This window comes from Sphingomonas sanguinis (assembly GCF_019297835.1).
In the GTDB taxonomy this organism is placed as follows: domain Bacteria; phylum Pseudomonadota; class Alphaproteobacteria; order Sphingomonadales; family Sphingomonadaceae; genus Sphingomonas; species Sphingomonas sanguinis_D.
Window position 1 is genome coordinate 2,830,688 of record NZ_CP079203.1, and the last position, 16,181, is coordinate 2,846,868.

General features: G+C 65.2%; 17 protein-coding genes. 11 read left to right on the forward strand and 6 right to left on the reverse strand.

The features are described 5' to 3' along the window. The first annotated feature begins 44 nt into the window (after positions 1 to 44). The 7 genes from KV697_RS13295 (at position 45) to KV697_RS13325 (ending at position 5,371) form a co-directional block, all read left to right on the forward strand. The gene (locus KV697_RS13295) at positions 45 to 680 is read left to right on the forward strand and encodes a hypothetical protein (protein ID WP_219018592.1); all 636 of its coding nucleotides are present in this window, start codon (positions 45 to 47) and stop codon (positions 678 to 680) included. Then, a complete protein-coding gene (locus KV697_RS13300) occupies positions 680 to 1,642 on the forward strand; it encodes a hypothetical protein (protein ID WP_219018593.1) in 963 nt (320 codons plus the stop codon). Before KV697_RS13295 ends, KV697_RS13300 begins: the two co-directional genes overlap by 1 nt. 84 nt (positions 1,643 to 1,726) lie before the next feature. Next, positions 1,727 to 2,041: a hypothetical protein gene (locus tag KV697_RS13305; RefSeq protein ID WP_219018594.1), complete on the forward strand. Its 315-nt coding sequence runs from the start codon at positions 1,727 to 1,729 to the stop codon at positions 2,039 to 2,041. Between the two features lie 37 nt (positions 2,042 to 2,078). Continuing rightward, on the forward strand, positions 2,079 to 3,209 hold the full coding sequence (locus tag KV697_RS13310; RefSeq protein WP_219018595.1) for a DUF6791 domain-containing protein: 1,131 nt from the start codon (positions 2,079 to 2,081) through the stop codon (positions 3,207 to 3,209). Positions 3,210 to 3,367: 158 nt separating this feature from the next. Further along, positions 3,368 to 3,694, forward strand: a complete 327-nt coding sequence (locus KV697_RS13315) for a hypothetical protein (protein WP_219018596.1) — start codon at positions 3,368 to 3,370, stop codon at positions 3,692 to 3,694. A gap of 276 nt (positions 3,695 to 3,970) precedes the next feature. Then, positions 3,971 to 4,744 (forward strand): hypothetical protein, encoded by a 774-nt coding sequence (locus tag KV697_RS13320; RefSeq protein ID WP_219018597.1) that lies wholly within the window; start codon positions 3,971 to 3,973, stop codon positions 4,742 to 4,744. A gap of 438 nt (positions 4,745 to 5,182) precedes the next feature. Then, the gene (locus KV697_RS13325) at positions 5,183 to 5,371 is read left to right on the forward strand and encodes a hypothetical protein (RefSeq protein WP_219018598.1); all 189 of its coding nucleotides are present in this window, start codon (positions 5,183 to 5,185) and stop codon (positions 5,369 to 5,371) included. 277 nt (positions 5,372 to 5,648) lie between these two features. Here KV697_RS13325 and KV697_RS13330 read toward each other — a convergent pair whose 3' ends face one another. Together KV697_RS13330 and KV697_RS13335 are read right to left on the reverse strand one after the other, a co-directional pair. Further along, entirely contained in the window at positions 5,649 to 6,602 is a 954-nt protein-coding gene (locus KV697_RS13330) for a 3'-5' exonuclease (RefSeq protein ID WP_219018599.1), read from the reverse strand. Between the two features lie 90 nt (positions 6,603 to 6,692). Beyond that, positions 6,693 to 7,055, reverse strand: a complete 363-nt coding sequence (locus KV697_RS13335) for a hypothetical protein (RefSeq protein WP_219018600.1) — start codon at positions 7,053 to 7,055, stop codon at positions 6,693 to 6,695. Positions 7,056 to 7,573: 518 nt separating this feature from the next. Here KV697_RS13335 and KV697_RS13340 point away from each other — a divergent pair. Further along, positions 7,574 to 8,710 (forward strand): hypothetical protein, encoded by a 1,137-nt coding sequence (locus KV697_RS13340; RefSeq protein ID WP_219018601.1) that lies wholly within the window; start codon positions 7,574 to 7,576, stop codon positions 8,708 to 8,710. A 247-nt stretch (positions 8,711 to 8,957) separates the two neighbouring features. Here KV697_RS13340 and KV697_RS20135 read toward each other — a convergent pair whose 3' ends face one another. The 4 genes from KV697_RS20135 to KV697_RS13360 all read right to left on the reverse strand — a co-directional run bounded on the left by KV697_RS20135 (position 8,958) and on the right by KV697_RS13360 (position 13,075). Beyond that, a complete protein-coding gene (locus KV697_RS20135; RefSeq protein WP_257575330.1) occupies positions 8,958 to 9,218 on the reverse strand; it encodes a hypothetical protein in 261 nt (86 codons plus the stop codon). A 224-nt stretch (positions 9,219 to 9,442) separates the two neighbouring features. Next, on the reverse strand, positions 9,443 to 10,195 hold the full coding sequence (locus KV697_RS13350) for a hypothetical protein (protein ID WP_257575331.1): 753 nt from the start codon (positions 10,193 to 10,195) through the stop codon (positions 9,443 to 9,445). Positions 10,196 to 10,203: 8 nt separating this feature from the next. Beyond that, positions 10,204 to 10,851, reverse strand: coding sequence for a lipoprotein (locus tag KV697_RS13355; protein WP_219018603.1), 648 nt, complete (start codon positions 10,849 to 10,851; stop codon positions 10,204 to 10,206). A 34-nt stretch (positions 10,852 to 10,885) separates the two neighbouring features. Continuing rightward, positions 10,886 to 13,075, reverse strand: a complete 2,190-nt coding sequence (locus tag KV697_RS13360) for a S8 family serine peptidase (RefSeq protein ID WP_257575332.1) — start codon at positions 13,073 to 13,075, stop codon at positions 10,886 to 10,888. Between the two features lie 518 nt (positions 13,076 to 13,593). Here KV697_RS13360 and KV697_RS13365 point away from each other — a divergent pair. Genes KV697_RS13365 through KV697_RS13375 form a run of 3 tightly spaced genes read left to right on the forward strand, consistent with a single transcriptional unit; the run spans position 13,594 to position 16,174 of the window. Continuing rightward, on the forward strand, positions 13,594 to 14,376 hold the full coding sequence (locus tag KV697_RS13365) for a hypothetical protein (protein WP_219018604.1): 783 nt from the start codon (positions 13,594 to 13,596) through the stop codon (positions 14,374 to 14,376). Positions 14,377 to 14,379: 3 nt separating this feature from the next. Beyond that, complete coding sequence (locus tag KV697_RS13370; RefSeq protein ID WP_219018605.1) at positions 14,380 to 15,213, forward strand: DUF5677 domain-containing protein; 834 nt, start codon at positions 14,380 to 14,382, stop codon at positions 15,211 to 15,213. Next, on the forward strand, positions 15,206 to 16,174 hold the full coding sequence (locus tag KV697_RS13375) for an HNH endonuclease (protein ID WP_219018606.1): 969 nt from the start codon (positions 15,206 to 15,208) through the stop codon (positions 16,172 to 16,174). Before KV697_RS13370 ends, KV697_RS13375 begins: the two co-directional genes overlap by 8 nt. Positions 16,175 to 16,181: the final 7 nt, after the last annotated feature.

Sequence of the window (16,181 nt, forward strand, 5' to 3'; positions counted from 1 at the left end):
GAGAGGCTTGGCCGCAAACTGATGGTATTCGACCCGAGGTAGTCGTGCGTCTCGACCTCGTCGGCGACGTCGTCCGCCTGATCCGCGCCATCGAGTGCGGTGGCGAGTCCGTCGTTGAGGTCGAGGCCTGGCGCAGCTCATATGATAGCCTGGAGCAGGCTGCCGATACGCATGAGGCACTGAGCTCTCGCGAGGACAAATTCTCCTATTGGAGCGTCGGCGCCCTGGTCTTCGGTCCGGAGTGGGTGACCCAGGCTACGACCGGCATGGTCGAGGAGTTCATCTGGCAGCGTAACCAGGAACGCGAGCGCGTCGCACGCGAGCTTGAGAAGGAACGCGTCCGACTGGAGGAGGAGCAGGAGGCCGAGACCAGCATCTCCGTCTACTTCCGAGAGAAGAAGGGCACCTACCTCCTCACCCTCGAGCGCGGTAGCAACGAGGCGGAACCTGTCTGGTCCATCAGCTTCGAAGAATCCTGGGAGCGCGACCGCTTCTGGGACTGGCTCGGCTGGCAGAGCGAACGCTTCGAGGAGTTCGCCGAGTTCATGCGGGACGGCTCCCGCCTCGATCTCGAACGCAAGCTGCTGCGCGAGATGCTCGTCACGGAGCAGTCAGTGAAGAAGCAGGGCCTCGGCTCCGGCGGTCGCCGCCCCCTCCGCTTCTGGCGGGGAGAACTCTGATGGTCGTCGCTCCGATGGGGCCGAGCATCGCCGATGCGCAGCAGCTGATGATCGCGGAGTACCCATCCATGATGGTGGCACATCCCATGGGCGATCACGGCGTACCGCTCGGCCTCGATCGCCCGCTGGCCCTGTTCGGTGGGGGCCACAGGCTCGCCCCATCCGGGATGCCCTCCGCATTGGGGATCGATCACGTCCCCGGGCTGAGGCAGTTCGTCGCGGAGGCATGTCGGCGCCGTTCGTTGAGTGGCTTCGACGGCTACCACCAGCCGCCGCTCGCGCTCCTCGGTCAGAACGGCGTCGGCAAGGGCTTCGTGGCCCACTGGATCGCGCGCAACGCCGGCGTCCCGCTCTTCCGGGTGCCGGTAGGTGCCGACTTCCGCAACGAGCCCTCCGCCGGCCAGGACGTCGAGCGGAGGATCCCGCTGCTGCCGGTCGTCGCCATGGCTTCCGCCCGCTGCGCCAACCCGCTCATCGTGCTCGAGCTCGACGTCGACAAGCCGATCTCCGACGAAACCGAACGTACCCTCGAGTCGATGATCGACCCTCGCGTCAACTCGCGGTGGATCGATCGGGATCAGCAGACGATCCTCGACCTGAGCCAAGTCTCGTGGGTCGTCGAGGTGCGGGGCCGGCGGTTCCCCCACGGCGGAGTGCGGAACCAGGACGAGCCGCCCGTAATCGAGGCCGTCCTTCCACCGCGGCTCGAAACGCTCATCCAGGCCTGGGGCGCCATGTTCCGCCTCGAAGCGACCCGCGACGTCAGCGATCTTCGCGTGCTGGACGTCGCGATCGAAGTGTGCGCCGCCTCGATGGTGACGGATCCCGAAGCAGTGGCCGACGTGCATGCCGCTTTGCTGGAGGTCAAAAAGCCCTGGCCCCACCATTCCGCCTTCGGTGACCTCGTCAGCGCAGCGAAGTGGGCGCTCTCCCGCCATCTCGGCACCGATGATCTTCCATGAGCGAATGTCTCCACCGGCAACGTGCTCGGGCTCCGCCTCGGATGCGCGAAGATGACAATCCTCGTCTCAAGCAAGGAAGCAGACATGAACTACAGCACCGAACACGACAGCACCGACACGGCTCCCGGCCGTTCGTTGACGGTCGCCGACACGAACGGTGGCGCCCGGAAGACGATCGTGGTCAACGGACGCGAGCACGCCTTCGTGGGCGACGAGATCGGGTGCGGCGAACTCGCCCGCCTCGCGTTTCCCGCACTCGGCGTGGGGGGCGACAGCGCTCTGACCGTCGCCTACGACAATGGACCCGAGGGCGCCCGCCACGGGCTCCTCGCGAGCGGCCGGACGACCCGAGTGCTCAGCGGGCAGACCTTCAGCGTCAGCGTCTGTGACAAGTCCTGATCACGAGGTCCGCCGGCTGACCGAGGAGGGCTATTCGGTGGCCCTCCTCGACGGCACGCTGGTCATCTCGCACGTCCCGTACGTGCGGGCGGCGGGCAGTGTCGGCCGCGCAGACCTGCTCGTCCCCCTCGCCATGCAGGGCGGTCGCGTCGTCGCGCCCCGCGAGCACCAGGCGTGGTGGACCGGCAGCGCGCCGAAGGAGGCCGACGGCGGCCCGCTGAAGGGGGTCTCCATCCAGCACGTCGCCCGCGCGTGCGTCGCAGGCATGCCGCCGGCTATGATGCTCTGCGGGCGGATACGTGGCCGCGAGTTCCGCGACCATCTCGAGTTCGTGGCGACCTACGTGGCACTCCTCGGCGCACCCGCCGCCGCCCTGGACCCGAGGGCCACCGCATGCACGCGAAGGAGACCCTTGCCAATGGCGACGGACGTCGGTCCCTTCGCCTATGCGGACACGGCTTCGTCGCGAGCGGCGCTCGGCGCGGTCAACGCCGCCGTCAAGGGTCAGAGCATCGGCATCATCGGTCTCGGTGGTACCGGCTCTTACGTGCTCGACCTCGTGAGCAAGTGCGCGGTGGACGCGATCCACCTCTTCGACGATGACGTGTTCGAGCAGCACTCGGCCTTCCGCGCACCCGGTGCCGCGACGATCGACGACCTCCGTAGCCGGTGCCGGAAGGCCGACCACTACGCATCGGTCTATCGCAGCATCCACCGGCACGTCTTTTCGCACGCGGTGCGGATGGAGCCGGGGACGCTTCCGCTCCTCGATCCCCTGGACTTCGTCTTCCTCTGCATTGACGATGCCGAAGCGAAGCCTCCCATCCTGCGACGTCTCGCCGAACGCGGGATACCCTTCGTCGATGTCGGCATGGGTCTCCATGCGACTGATCGCGGCGTCGGCGGCGCGGTCAGGACTACACTCGTCGAACCGGGCGATCAGTCGACGGTCAGCCGCATCCCCACCGTCGGGCACCCTGGTGGAGTCTACGCCACGAACATCCAGACCTGCGAACTCAACGCGCTCAATGCGGCGTTGGCGGTGATCGCGTGGAAGCGGGCGTGCGGCTTCTACGCGTCCAACCGTCGCGAAGGGAACGGCGTCTACGTCGTCGAGGAGGGAAGGCTGTACGGCGAGGAAGCCGATCCAAAGGGTGGAGAAGCGTGAACAGACCGTTGGGCGGTGGCCGCGATGGTCATCACTGGCATCCTGCCGGGTCCGGTCCTCATGGACCGAAGCGGGATCTGGGCCCTGCCGCGCGATACGGATCGTCTCCGATCTGGGCACGCCCCTTCCTCGATTGGCGGCTGGAGGACCAGTTCACGATGGAAGCGATCGAGATCGCGTCCATCCACGCCGAAGCGGCCGTGCAGCCCTACCTTGCAGCGCGTAAGGAGCGCCGCTTCGAAGGCGAGTCCGCCGTCGAACTACGGTTCTTCGATATTCGGACGTTCACATCCTTTCGTCGGATCCGTTCGGTGATCACGGCGGGAAGGGCGGACGTCTGGTGGCTGGTGCGTCGATGGGGGGTAGCCGGAGGCGATGGGGGCTTGGACGAGGCGATGTGCGCCGCCGCCGCGCGGTACCTGCTTGCCGACTTCGCCGGCCTGCTGTCGGCTGCGGTCGTGACCCGCATAGGGAAACGTCGGTGAGGCCGATCGTACGCGAGCCTTGCGAAGAACGCGCCGTCGCACGTCGCGATGGAGGACCGTGCATGTGCGAGCCCGCCCGCCCGAACCAAGTGGCCATATGCTTGAAGATGCTGCCTCACGATCGTGCGAGCCTCGCGACGCCTGGGAGGAGGGGCCTCTTGGTCGAGTGATCCGAGACGAGCCATAGGACCGGCCCAGAAGGGATGGAGGTGCAGGAGATGACGGGCGGCCGTCAGTCGAAATGTGGAGGTACCAGATCCGTTGGAGGAACAAGTCATGCCAGTACAAGATCCGATCGCGAACCACCCGATCGAACAACGCGGCGTGGCGACGTGGAAGTGGCTGAAGGCAAGGATCAACTTCTGCGCCGTCGCCCTGCTGGCGACCTCTTCCGCGCCGGTATGCTCCATGCCGCTATCAGTATATCACCCGCAAGCGGTTGAGCAGTCCGCAAGCCTGATCGTGACCGCCGACGTACTCGATGTCACCGGTCGGAGCCTGCGCGAAGCGACGGACGGCAATGCGCTTGGGAGCAGACAGTCCACGGTAGTGGATGGTCAGCGTGCTTTCGGACCCGCTCTCCGAACGCAGGTCGACATGCTCTCCGACCTTCATGACGTCCAAACGCACTGGATGCCCGCAGCCTTCGATGCGAACGCCGAGCGCCGGCTGGCCGCCTTCGTTGGTGACGGTGAACCCGAAGCCGCCATCGGACATATGCGTCACGCGAACCGAGAACAAAGGCCGCAGCCTTCCATGTTCGCGCTCCTTCTGTATCACTCCTGTGTAGGCGATGAGTGCCGTGGCGAGAGCGAGCAGCGCAGTGAGAAGAGGCGAATAGTCCATCATCGTGAATCCCGTCCGTCTGACGAAGGGACATCTGCAGGTGAACGTCTTGCGATCAGGTTTCTCGTCATCGTGCTGGCCGGCGCGACGCTGGGGGCCTCCCTGGCCGTGCTACGACTGGCGACCACCCATCGGATGAGACTGGTCGCGGTGGTCGTGGCGGCATTGGCCCTCGCGTCGATAGGTGCCCTTGCGGCATCATGATCACCGCGTCGCAAGACGAAGCTGATCGGAGCGTGACGCGATGCTATATCGAACCGCCATCGTCCGCGTATAGCCTGCGCGAGCTGACCCATGGCTTCCCCAGTGGGCCAGGAACCTCTCAAGGCGAAACCGACCCGAACCGGATGGCTCCACTCTAGTGTAGGGAGCTCCGTCCACCCATCCGATGCAGCCTTGCTCCCCCGCATCGCGACCGATCTGCACCTGCGCCCACCCGGCCCGTTCCATCGGGAGGGCACATGGCATCAACCCGTGGAGGAAGGCTGCAGGCGCTCGGTGACCGTCTCTCCAGCACGACGGTCGGTGACGCCGTAGTTGACGGCGACCACCGTTTGGAGCCTTCACCCGCGGTGTCTTTCTCGGATGCCTCAATGGCAGCGTGATCGGCACGAACTCTCGCGTGATCTGTCAGGTTGCCATGTGGACGGCGGTCTGTTCGTCGGCGATGATGCGCTTGGCGAACTTCTCCTGACTCAACGTCGCTTCGATGCCTCCTCATCGCCGTACGCGATGTACGCAAGCCCGTCCCAGCGAAGGCGTCTGAAGCGGGGCACGCGTTTCCACGTGTTCGACTGGAAGCCGACCCTTTTGTCCACCATCACATGGTGAGGAGGCGGGTATCGCGACGAGGGTCCCGACGAGACGCGGTGGACCTGATGTCGCCCCAACAGATCCACTATGGCCGCCTAGCTGCTCCCTGCATTCCATTCCGAACCAGTCGCATGCTGCCGAAATCCATCTTCGGACGGATGGAAGCGAGAGCGGTAGTCGTCAGCGGCAGAAACATCACGGCGTCTCCGGGACGGATCGCGACGTCCGAACGGATCAATTGTCGCCACGATGCGCGTCCCGGCCGGATGCTTCCCGCCTAGCGCCGCCCGCAGGGTTAGGAACCGGCGTGCCTGTTGGTCCAGTCGATAGCGCGGCAAGTGGGTGCGCCGCGTCCGCGGTAGACTTCGGAGCACGCCCACTCCACTTCGAGTTCGCGAGCGTCGTACGGGACGTCACGCCACCACGAGCGTCGCGTGGCGTTCCACCCGTACCCGCGCTCCTTCAGCTTCTCCCGTGCCGAGAACGGGGCGTCAGAGGCCTCGATCCGCCAGGACGAACGCCGCGCGGAGCTCAAAGCCACGTCCAGCACGGATCGCCCAGTCGGCAGGACGTGCTCGAGCAGGCGGATGAGGGCGGCGACATCAGTGGCCGCGCTGTGCGCGCTGTAGAACACCCCCGCCTGCATCAGCAGATTGGGCAGCGATCGCCCCTCGAAGCCCATCGATCGCCAGTCGACCTCCGCGAGCGTACAGATCCAGGGGCGTCCCGCGGCATCGGGCAGACGGCGTTCGCAGAAGGGAAGGTCGAACCTCGCGTTGTGGGCGACCACGAAGTCGACGTCCATCATGACGCTGGTCGCCTCCGCATCGCAGATCGACCTGCCGGCGACGTCCAGATCCGAGATGCCCGTGAGACGGGTGATCTCCGGCGCCAGAGGCCTGCCAGGATCCTCGAGCCATCTCCTCGACCGACCAACCTGCAGAATGCGCCCGTCTTCGTCCGCGACGAAGCGCTGCATGGCGAGCTCGATGACGCCATGGCGGTGCGGATCGAGCCCTTCGGTCTCCACGTCCAACGCGAGCCCGTGCCACGTCGCGGCGGCTCCGCTGCCGCCGAACGATCGACGAGGACGATCCGGGACCAGTCGACGAAGCACGCGGAAGTCGGGATGGCCATCGAGAGCGGCGGCGGCGACCTCGGGACCTCCGCATGCCGCCAGCACCTCACGATGCCTCGAGTCGATATGAAATTCCGGAGCGCGCGGCGCTCCGGCGTGCGAACCGGACATCGCCCGTCCTCCTTCGTCTCTCTGGAATGGTGGTGGGGAGTCTGACCGGCGAAAATGCTGCACCCAGGCCGTCACGTGGGCGGATCCACGTCAGACGGTGAAACGGCGCTCGGTGAACATGCGATAGCCCCGGTGAGCCACATGCGTGGGGGCGGCGCCGACCCGGACCATCTCCTCGAGGATCGCCGCGGGGATCATGGTCAGAACGAATGGATCCCTGTCGTCGAATCCCTCTTCGACATGGATTTCAGCGTCGGAGGCTCCGACCCGGGAACGCAGCAGATCCCGGACATCCGCTTCGCCGACCGAAACGGCCGCCGCGAAAGCGGCCACGAATGTGTTCCCATCCGTCACGACCGTCCGCGCGGAGAAGAACCCGGCCCGTCCACGCTCTTGGTCCGCAGAGCTCGTCGGCGTCCGAACCAACATGGAATCGTCTTGCGTCTGGATCATCTTGAGCCTCCGGCTATGCGATACCAACAATGAACGAAAAATCAAGTTTGTTCATTAGGTGATGATTACAGCTGAAAGTATGCAGGCTTACGTGACAAATCTGTCACGCTCGGTGTCGTCCAGCGCGTCTTCGCGCGAGACCGCAGCACCGCGAGAGCATAGCCTGATCCACCTCCTGTCAGATGAGACCGATCGGCTGCAGATCGCGACTGCCGACGCAGCGGCTGGCCGCCATGGTCCGCCACGGGAGGATGGAAGAAGGCGACATTCATCTGCTGCGCACGCCTAGACCTGGGAGAAGATGAAGTGTTGGGTACACGCCCCCCCATTCAGCTCCGGGCACCCAGACGATCCGCACGAGCGATCGAACCCTCGAGCTTCGTCGCAGTATTTCGTCCGCCACCCAGGCATGAGACGGGTCATTCAAATGCAGCGGATCGAGCGGCCATGTCACGCTTTCGGCATCGACCGTAGATGACGGCTTGCCGAGACGCGTCACGACGCGGCAGGGATAGTCCATGCACAACGCGGTCGCCGAAGCCACGAATTCCACTCTGCCGCTGATCGGCGTCTCCCAGACCGTCGCTGCGGGATATCTGCTGCTGATCCTGACCGCGGTGTGCGCGATCGTCGCCGTGATCCAGCGGCGGTCCATCGGCGCCGTCGTCGCCACCGTCTGGAAGGACTATCGCTCGGTCCTCTGGTGCTTTCTGGCGCTGAGTGGCCTCGCGGCGCTTCTCGGCTTCTACGCCGATGGCGCTGCCGGGGCGGGTGGAGACTTCTGGGCGACCGCGGCGGCCAACGTGTTCGCGTCCCTCGTCGAGAACCTGATCTTCTTCTCGCTGCTCGGCTTCGGCCTGCTGATCGTACAGCGGCGCGAAGCCGATCGGAACCGCGGCCTGGACGACCGGCTGGACCTGCTCTTCAACGCCAAGCAGCTACGCAGCGGCGAGTCGTCGTTCCTGCGGGACGAGCTCAGGAGGATCAGCGCGGACTGCCAATCCATGGAGGTGGCCATCGACGTCGTCGACCACGATACGACGGAGGGACTGGTCGAGATCGACGTCATGAGGAACTGGCTCATCGCGAACTACCTGTCCGACGAAAGCGCAGTCTACGACTGGCGGCTGAGGATTGCCTCCGATGCGATTCCATCACGCCCGGTGGCGATGACGGTCTATCCGTCCTATTCCGCAACTCTGACCCGTGCATCCGACGGAGAATGGCGCAACGCCACAGACGACGAGCTTCTCCATCCGGGAGGCGATTTGGGCTCCAGCGAGCGGTTTGATTCGGATCCGCGGCCGCTCACGATCGAGCCGTCTGCCGCCCGTGAGTTCCGGACGCGTTTCAGGGGCTGGCAGCTACTCTACGACGGCCCGCCCGTGCCTGCGGCCGACAGGATGGGCCCGGTGAGACCGGACCCCGGAAGCTACAAGTTCAACGTCTCCAAGCATTGGGACGAGGTCAGGGTCATGGTGACGAACAGCTTGAAGAGGGACCTCAGGGTGTCCATCTACCAGTCGATCGGGTCCGGTCCCCAGAAGCTGCTGAGGAAGGTGGATCTCGCTTCGGGTGATCGTCAGAGGCAGCCCGTGAGGCTGGAGAACCTTCCAGCGGGATCGCGGGTTTACGTATCGTTCGAACCTTTGTAGTATGGATCGTGAGAGGGATGAGACACATGTTCCGCATCGAAGACGACTCCGAGTGAGCACCGCCCCCGTCGCCAGACGGGGCGATCTGCACTGAAGGAACGTACAGCGTCTCCGGTATAGGTACGGAGCTGGCGAAGCGCTCCTTTCAAAACTTCCTCGCGCATCCGGATGGCATCCTCCGGCGCAGACCAGCCGAGCATGTCTGCTCGACCAAAAGGACCATTCCTTCCCACGGACGCATCGCGGATCACGAACCGCAGGTCAGGCGTCCCCGTGCGATCCACCGGGCATCGCCGATGTGAACCTCGATGTCGGCGGCCCCCTCGTTCACCTCGGTCCCCTTCCACCTTGCTGGACCAACAGGCAGCACCGTCACGGTGAGGCCGTCCCTCGCCCAGCGATCATGGGTGAACGGGAACAGGTCGCCAGCGCCTCTTGCAGGCCGAAGATGCACGATGCCGCTGTCGAGACGGACCACGGCGCGGTCGTCGGCCGCGGCGAAGCGCATGCGCCTATCCTTCGCCAGCGACCACGAGCAGCCGGTCCCGGCGGCTCCTGCCTTCATGACCATCGCCATCGAGAGCCGCCGTAGCGGTAGCACAGGCAGAGTCGCCTGAACGCCGTTCCGCGCCACGCCTGCTGGCGTGGTCGCCATTGTTGGCAGGGCAGTCACGAGCGACGCCGCGGCGACAGGCACGAGTAGCGATACCATGGCCGTGTTCATGCCCGACCTCAAAAAGCGCCGCGCGCGGCAGCCGGGGCTTCGCGGGCCGCTGCCGCCTTCACTGCCGCCTCATCGGCGAGGCGCGCGTTGCGTCCCCGGGTGCCGAGTATCTTGAGGGACCAGGCGTCGGACCTGACGGTGATGCGCGGATTGGGCTCCATCGTCAGATCGCCGCCGCATCGTCCCGTGCACCACGATCCGTTCGCTGGGATGCCCTCGGTCGGCCGCCCGTACTTCCCCTCGACTTGGCCGACGAGCGTGGCCAGATCGACGCGGTTGGTCGACACTGTCAGGTCGATCCGGTCGACGATCTCCCCCGCCGGCGTCTGCGCCATGAACAGGCGGAGATGCTCGCCGGCGGGACCCTCGCACGTCAGTTCACCGACGGCAGTGCCATCGGGGCCGAAGCCGTCGGGGATGCCTTTGCGCTTACGGACTTCTCGCTCGACGAGTTGTCGGAACGAGGCCACCTGGTAAGTCGAGCACCGGTAGGTCCCTGCTAGCGCCGCCTGTACCGCAGCCAGCGGCATGCCGAGGCGGACGCCGGCGACGTCCATCACCAGTGGTTTGGCCGTGGAAGACGCGGGTTGCGCGGCGATTCGTGCCTTCTGTGCCATGGCGGGAGCCGTGGGGAGCGACAGCGCCATCATGGCACCGATGGCAGCAGCCTTGGTCATGTTCATCATGGTGTTCCTTGACGACCCGGCGCTCGGCGCCCGGGTCACGGTGTCGGTCGAAATGGATGGGATGGTGACGGTCACGTCGATCGTCAGCGCGGCATCGGTCGCCAGCCGTCGCTCTGCAGCTCGAACGGCACTGTCGCCTCCTTCGGCTGGGCGATGCGCGTCTGCTCCTCCGGCGGCATGACCGGAATCGAATCTACGCCGCGATAGGTGTAGGTGACCCGGCTTACCCGATGTCCAGCGATGTCGGTCGGCTCGGTCCAGCGCACCACGTCGACAACCTCGCCTTTTGCAAGGCAGAAGGACGGCACCGAAGCCATGCCGCTCGTTGCCTTGCGCTCGACCGTATGCAGATAGGGCGCGCCCTTTGACGTCGGCGCGTAGGAGGTCAACGGCTGGCGCACGAACGCGTTGGTGGACCCGCTCCACCGCGCCGGCTTCTCGAACGTCGTGCGCGTGACGAGCCCGACGCCAGCCAGACCATCCAGCATCGCGACCGCCTTTCCGTCGGAACCCGGTCCTGCCATCGGCGCCCTCGGTGAGGTGACGATCGGAAACCCCAATCCGCCAGACTCGCCCTTGATATCGTACCGCATCACGTCGATGGGATGGCAGAAGACGTCGCGGACTACGGGTTCGAGCGCAGTGGCGAACGCCTCCTTGGTCGGGCCTTTGGATTGGCCGCACCCACTCAAGCCGCTGGCAGTGGCGATGAGCAGGACAGCGGCGGACATGGGCATGGATCTGGACATGAGTGTTCCTTGCGGTTCAGCGGACGACGAGATTGAAGAAGGCGGCGACATCGGACGCACCGCGGACATGGCCGGCGTCGAAGGCACGGGCGACGCCGAGCCGCAGCGTCGAGGTGGATGCCAGCGCAGTCGACCAGCCGAGCTCGAGATCAAGCTCCCGCGCGGCTGGCGACAGATCGAAGGTCCGGCGCTCTTCGGTGAGTGCGCCCGACATCAGGTCATAGGCGACAGGCACCATCAGCGACGCCCGCGCCCGTTCGACGCGCAGGGGCGACGACAGGCCGAGCGTCGCCAGCCCGCCGAGCAGTGGACGCGCACCCTCCACCGCGAAGGCGGTGCTGACGATGCGACCGTCGAAACGGATCGGACCATCGCCGCCACTGTCGACGCTGGTGGTACCCGTCGTAGCACGCGCGGTCAGCGAGACGCCCGCCACGGTGCGGTTGGCGACGAGAGTGGCGAGCGTCGTCCGACCGCCACGCAAGCCCGATGCAGCAACGCCACCGCCGAACCCTAGCACGCGGCCGTATTCGGTGAGGTCGGTCACCTGCAGGCCGATGCCAAACGGGGTGGCGAAGGTGACACCGCGCAGGTCCGCGCTGCGGTCGCGCGACGACCCGGATGAGAACGATGCCGACCAGCCGCCGCCGCTCCACGACGACCACAGGCCAATGGGCTGGCCGACCACGCCGCGTAGGGGGGAGCCGGTGAGCGAGAAGCCACCGCCGACTGCGGTGTTCGCGCCGATTGTCACCGTCTGCCCGACTGCGGGCGAGAAGCTCGCCACCGCCGGTCGGTTTGTTGTCGCGCCCTGCCACGGGCCGACCACGTCCTGCCCGAAGAAGCCCAGCCGTGCTTCGCTCGCCGACCAGCTGCGGACGGGCAGCGGATCAACCGACCCGGTCATGCCGCCTGCCAGCAAGCCCGATGACCGTGCGCGGATACCCGTCGTGCCCATCATCGCGAAGTTGCGGCCGTAGCGATCGAACACCGTCATGCTGCCTGCCGCCGTCGCGAGCATCGACGCTGTCGCCGACCCACCGAACGGTGCGGACACGTCGAGCGACGAATAGCGGGCGAGTACCGCCTGGGCCGCCGCGAACGAAGACGCCGGTGCCTGCACCTGCATCGCCTTCTCGACGTTGAGCAGCCCTGCGCCATAGATTGGATCGACACCGGGGGCGCCCATATCGGTGGCGGTGTCGAGCAGGATGCGGGCGATCGCCTTGCCGCCGAGCTGCGGCCAGTACTGTTTCAGCAGCGCCGCCGCCCCGCCGACCGCCGGCCCCGCGAAGCTGTTGCCGGTGACGATGGTGATGCTGCCGTCCTTGTCGACCACATGCACGTTCACCCCCACCGCTGCGATCATGCGATCGGCGAGCACGCCTGCGTTGCCATTGGCGGAACGGGGGTTGCCGTTGGCGTCCACCCCGATCGCGAACAGGAACCAGTCGGCGTTGGCGCGGTCGCTGCCGACGAGGGTCTCGGCAAACTGGCCGGCGAAGCTGTCCTTGCCGGTCTCATTCGCAACGGACTCGACCAGCAGCCGGTCGGCGGCGCGCAAGCCATCCATCGCCGCGCGCTGTTCTGTCGCGACCTGTCCGCCGCCAAAGCCGTTCAGCGACATCACCGTGACGAACGCGCCCTTGGCGACGGCTTCGCGCAGCGCCGGGGCAATCAGACCTGCGTTCGGCTGCATGCCCTCGCGGATCGGTGTCGTGCTGCCCGCCGTCACGCCGTCCAGGTCCGGCCCCGTCACCTTGAGCGCGAGGATAGTCGCACCCGGGGCCATTCCCTGCATGCCCGTACCGTTGCGCGCCGCCGCGGCGATCGAGGCGACCTTGCTGCCATGGCCATCATTGTCGTCGATCGCGAAGCGCGGCACCGTCTCGCCCGGACAGGTCGCGCAGCGGGCGATGCGCTGCTCGAAGCCGGTACTGTCGGCCGAGATGCGACCGGCGAACTCGGGCGAGGACCGCGCGATGCCGCTGTCGATGACCGCGATCGTCACGCCCTTGCCGGTGATCCCGCGATCATAAGCATAGGCCGCCTTCGCGCTGACGACGGCGGCTGACGCTTTGTACTCGGCGCTATCGGCAGCCGTCGGCGTCGGCGCTGGCGTGGGAGAAGGTGATGGTGTCGGCGTTGCAGCCGGAGTTGGTGAAGGCGAACCGGTTGGCGGCGCATTCCCGCCGGGCGTGTTCACGCCACTGCCGCCTCCGCCGCATGCGGCAAGCAACAGCGCCGCCGTTGCCGCAGTCGAATTCCTGATGATGGCAAGCCGCCTGCTGCGGCAACCGTCGTATGCACCCACGCCCGAACCCCCGTTCGCGCGGTACCAGCGAGCTGATCCCAGCCGGCGGCACCGCCCCATGTGAAAAACGAGGCGGTGCCGGCCCATGAGCCGGGAGGTGACAACCTGCGGTAAGACAGGCGCGAGCGTCTTTAGGCCCCCGAAGGAGCCCTGGACATGCACGCCCGCTTCCCGGCCGAAGAGATTCGGGCCGGGCTTACGGCTACTTACCGACGAGGTTGTCACGCCTCGGTCCGCCTGCTGGCGAACGGACCTGCTTTACGCGGAGAGTGTTGACACGATCAATCCGGACGCGAACGTTTTCGCAAGAAATGGGGAGAACATCGGCTCACCCGCCATCCGCTCGCACCCTGCTGGTGCCGTTCGGATTCGACAGAAACACGTCTTCCAGCACCGTCTTCGGATGTGCCGTGACGATCAAGAATGGTATCGTCGGCATTGCATCATCAGACACCGACGGGGCGAGCAAGGCAGTGAAAGTTCAGAGATCCGTCCTGAGTGATCACAAGCGAGTTCGATCCAAACTCGTCACTCCGTTCAACAACATATTCGGCGGAACGAAGGACGTGTCATGGATCAACACCATGATACCGGAACTGCTCTGGATCGCGTTCCTACACGATGCGTACGGGGATGCTCGGGCTGTCGAAATCGTCACCGCCTTCACCCGCGATGTCAGGGCTCTCTCAGTAAAGGCATCTCAGTCCATCTGGGCAGCGGCAGGAAGATACACGGATCTGCCCGGCACCAGTCTCAGCGACATCGGGACAACCGCAACCTATGCTGACGACCTGCGTGCGGCCTTAGCGCCTCTGGCGTCGTGGTATCCGGCACATCCGCTGAACGGCATCTATGCAGGAGATGGTCCCGTGCCCACCCAAGCGGGCCTCCTGCATCTGAAGCAGCTCGTCGCGTCGATGTTCGACCGATCGGCTCGCGGGCCGATGATGGTCCAGGCAACAGCCACATGGCTGGCGTTCGATGCCGGCATCCTCAAGGTCGCCCGAGGCTTGGCGTTGGCGCGGTTTCCGAGGATCGAGGAATATCCATCCACGGAGATCTCCGTTCGGGTGGGAGCATCGATCAGATCGACGTTGAACATGTTCTTCGGCGACGACGGACCCATGGCATCCGATGGTACGTGGGCTCCGGCATTCTGGAACCGGGGCATCGAACTCGAACCATGCGAGTGAACCATGACGACTGAAGCGCCATCGACGCTGGAGGACGTCCTCCTGTCGTATCTGGACAACGTGAACGAAGAAATTCAGGCTTCTCTGGCTCTCTGGCCTCCCGACTTCACGCACATCCAGGTTCATGAGGTCATCGGCGGAATGCTGGCACGTCAGGCGACGTTGGCCAAGGAGATCGCTGCCGCGCCGTCAACATGGAACGGCCACACCGCGCCGATCCTGCTGCGCGCGATGGCGGACGTGCACATCAATCTCGCCTGGCTGATGCTGGATCCCCCTGCACGGTGTCTGAAATACATCTCCTTCGGGCTGGGACAGGCGAAGCTCGAACTCGAACACAGACGTGCCCAATTGGAAGGAAGAGACCCCACCGATCAGGAAGCCGCGATGATGGATGGGTTGGAGCAGTGGATCGACAGTCAGCGAGCGACATTCCTTCAGGATGTGGATCTGGGGAAGTGGTCGGGACTTTCGGTCAGGGACATGGCTAGAGAGGCCGACTGCATCGACTTCTACAACTACGTCTATACGCCGTTCAGCGGATGCGCCCATTCCATGTGGCAACATGTGGCGGCATACAATCTGGAAATGTGCGGCAACCCGCTCCACCGCCATCACCGCCTTCCAATGAGCCCCGACCTTGAGCCAGACGTCTCCTACATGCTGCTGGCGGCCAAGTACTGGGACAAATCGCTGTCCGTCTTCTCGTCGACGTTCGGACTGGATCGTGGTGCGCCTTCAGCTCGTAAACGCCTTCTCGCCGCGATTTCATCTGCTGCCGACACCGCTGAAGCAGAAGGCATCGAGGACCCGGCGTCGGAGAACCGCGATGGATGACATGTCGGCGGATGACATGTCGGCGTTTGATCCGGACAAGCCGGTCAGTCTGCCGAACCGGTACTGTGCCTACTGCGGCAAATCGCTGGATAGGCGTTCGTCGACCAACGACCACGTGGTCGCGCGCAACTTCGTCCCCGAAGGCACCTTGGCCTCAGGTTTCTTCCTGCAGGTGAAGGCCTGCAGGCCCTGCAACGACCGGAAGGCTGCGCTCGAGGACGACATCTCGATGATCACGATGCTTCCCGACACTGCCGGTGACCTCGTTCGCGACGACGAGCGACTGCGGCGGACGGTGGCGAGGAAGTCGCGAGGATCGATCAGTACAGCGACTAGGCGACTTGCGGCAGAGAGCTACAACAGCTTCGATGCCAGCATGCCGCTCGGCGGCGGCGTGTCGTTGTCCTACTCGGGCACGGCGATGCCGTCACTCGATGAGCAGCGAGTAGCACGTCTCGCCTACTATCACGTGCAGGGCTTCCGATTCTTCGGCACATTCAACGCCGAGCTGCGGCGCGGCAGCTGGATCGAGCCTGGCGACTTCCTCATGCTCGGGCATCTGATCGACGCCGACTGGGGGAATCCGCGCCTCCTCCACTTCATGAACGAGACGGCCGTCTGGGAACCGATCTGCATCGCCGTCCTGGCTGATGGATACTTCCGCCATGTCTCGAGGAAGCACCCGACGCTGGAACTTCGATCGTGGGCACTCGAGTGGAACGGACGACTGCGCATCTTCGGACTGCACGGTGCAGCGGAAGCGCGCGAGGAATTCGTAGCCACGATCCCGAAGGTACACGCGGACTTCAGCTGGGGGGATACCACCAACGGTTTCGCCTGGCGCGTCGACACGCCGATCCAGGATGATGACGACATCCTGTTCGACCTTCCGGAAGATTTTACCGAGCGGCCACATTCGTCGCCTCACTGGCGGTCGAACAAGACCGATAGAAAGTCATGAGGTGACT

Excerpts from the sequence above, each read along its gene's own strand:
- KV697_RS13355 (WP_219018603.1), bottom strand. The coding sequence starts at position 10,851 with ATGTCCGCCGCTGTCCTGCTCATCGCCACTGCCAGCGGCTTGAGTGGG.
- KV697_RS13315 (WP_219018596.1), top strand. The coding sequence starts at position 3,368 with ATGGAAGCGATCGAGATCGCGTCCATCCACGCCGAAGCGGCCGTGCAG.
- KV697_RS13370 (WP_219018605.1), top strand. The coding sequence starts at position 14,380 with ATGACGACTGAAGCGCCATCGACGCTGGAGGACGTCCTCCTGTCGTAT.
- KV697_RS13330 (WP_219018599.1), bottom strand. The coding sequence starts at position 6,602 with ATGTCCGGTTCGCACGCCGGAGCGCCGCGCGCTCCGGAATTTCATATC.
- KV697_RS13340 (WP_219018601.1), top strand. The coding sequence starts at position 7,574 with ATGCACAACGCGGTCGCCGAAGCCACGAATTCCACTCTGCCGCTGATC.
- KV697_RS13335 (WP_219018600.1), bottom strand. The coding sequence starts at position 7,055 with ATGATCCAGACGCAAGACGATTCCATGTTGGTTCGGACGCCGACGAGC.
- KV697_RS13320 (WP_219018597.1), top strand. The coding sequence starts at position 3,971 with ATGCCAGTACAAGATCCGATCGCGAACCACCCGATCGAACAACGCGGC.
- KV697_RS20135 (WP_257575330.1), bottom strand. The coding sequence starts at position 9,218 with ATGCGCTTCGCCGCGGCCGACGACCGCGCCGTGGTCCGTCTCGACAGC.
- KV697_RS13300 (WP_219018593.1), top strand. The coding sequence starts at position 680 with ATGGTCGTCGCTCCGATGGGGCCGAGCATCGCCGATGCGCAGCAGCTG.
- KV697_RS13305 (WP_219018594.1), top strand. The coding sequence starts at position 1,727 with ATGAACTACAGCACCGAACACGACAGCACCGACACGGCTCCCGGCCGT.
- KV697_RS13375 (WP_219018606.1), top strand. The coding sequence starts at position 15,206 with ATGGATGACATGTCGGCGGATGACATGTCGGCGTTTGATCCGGACAAG.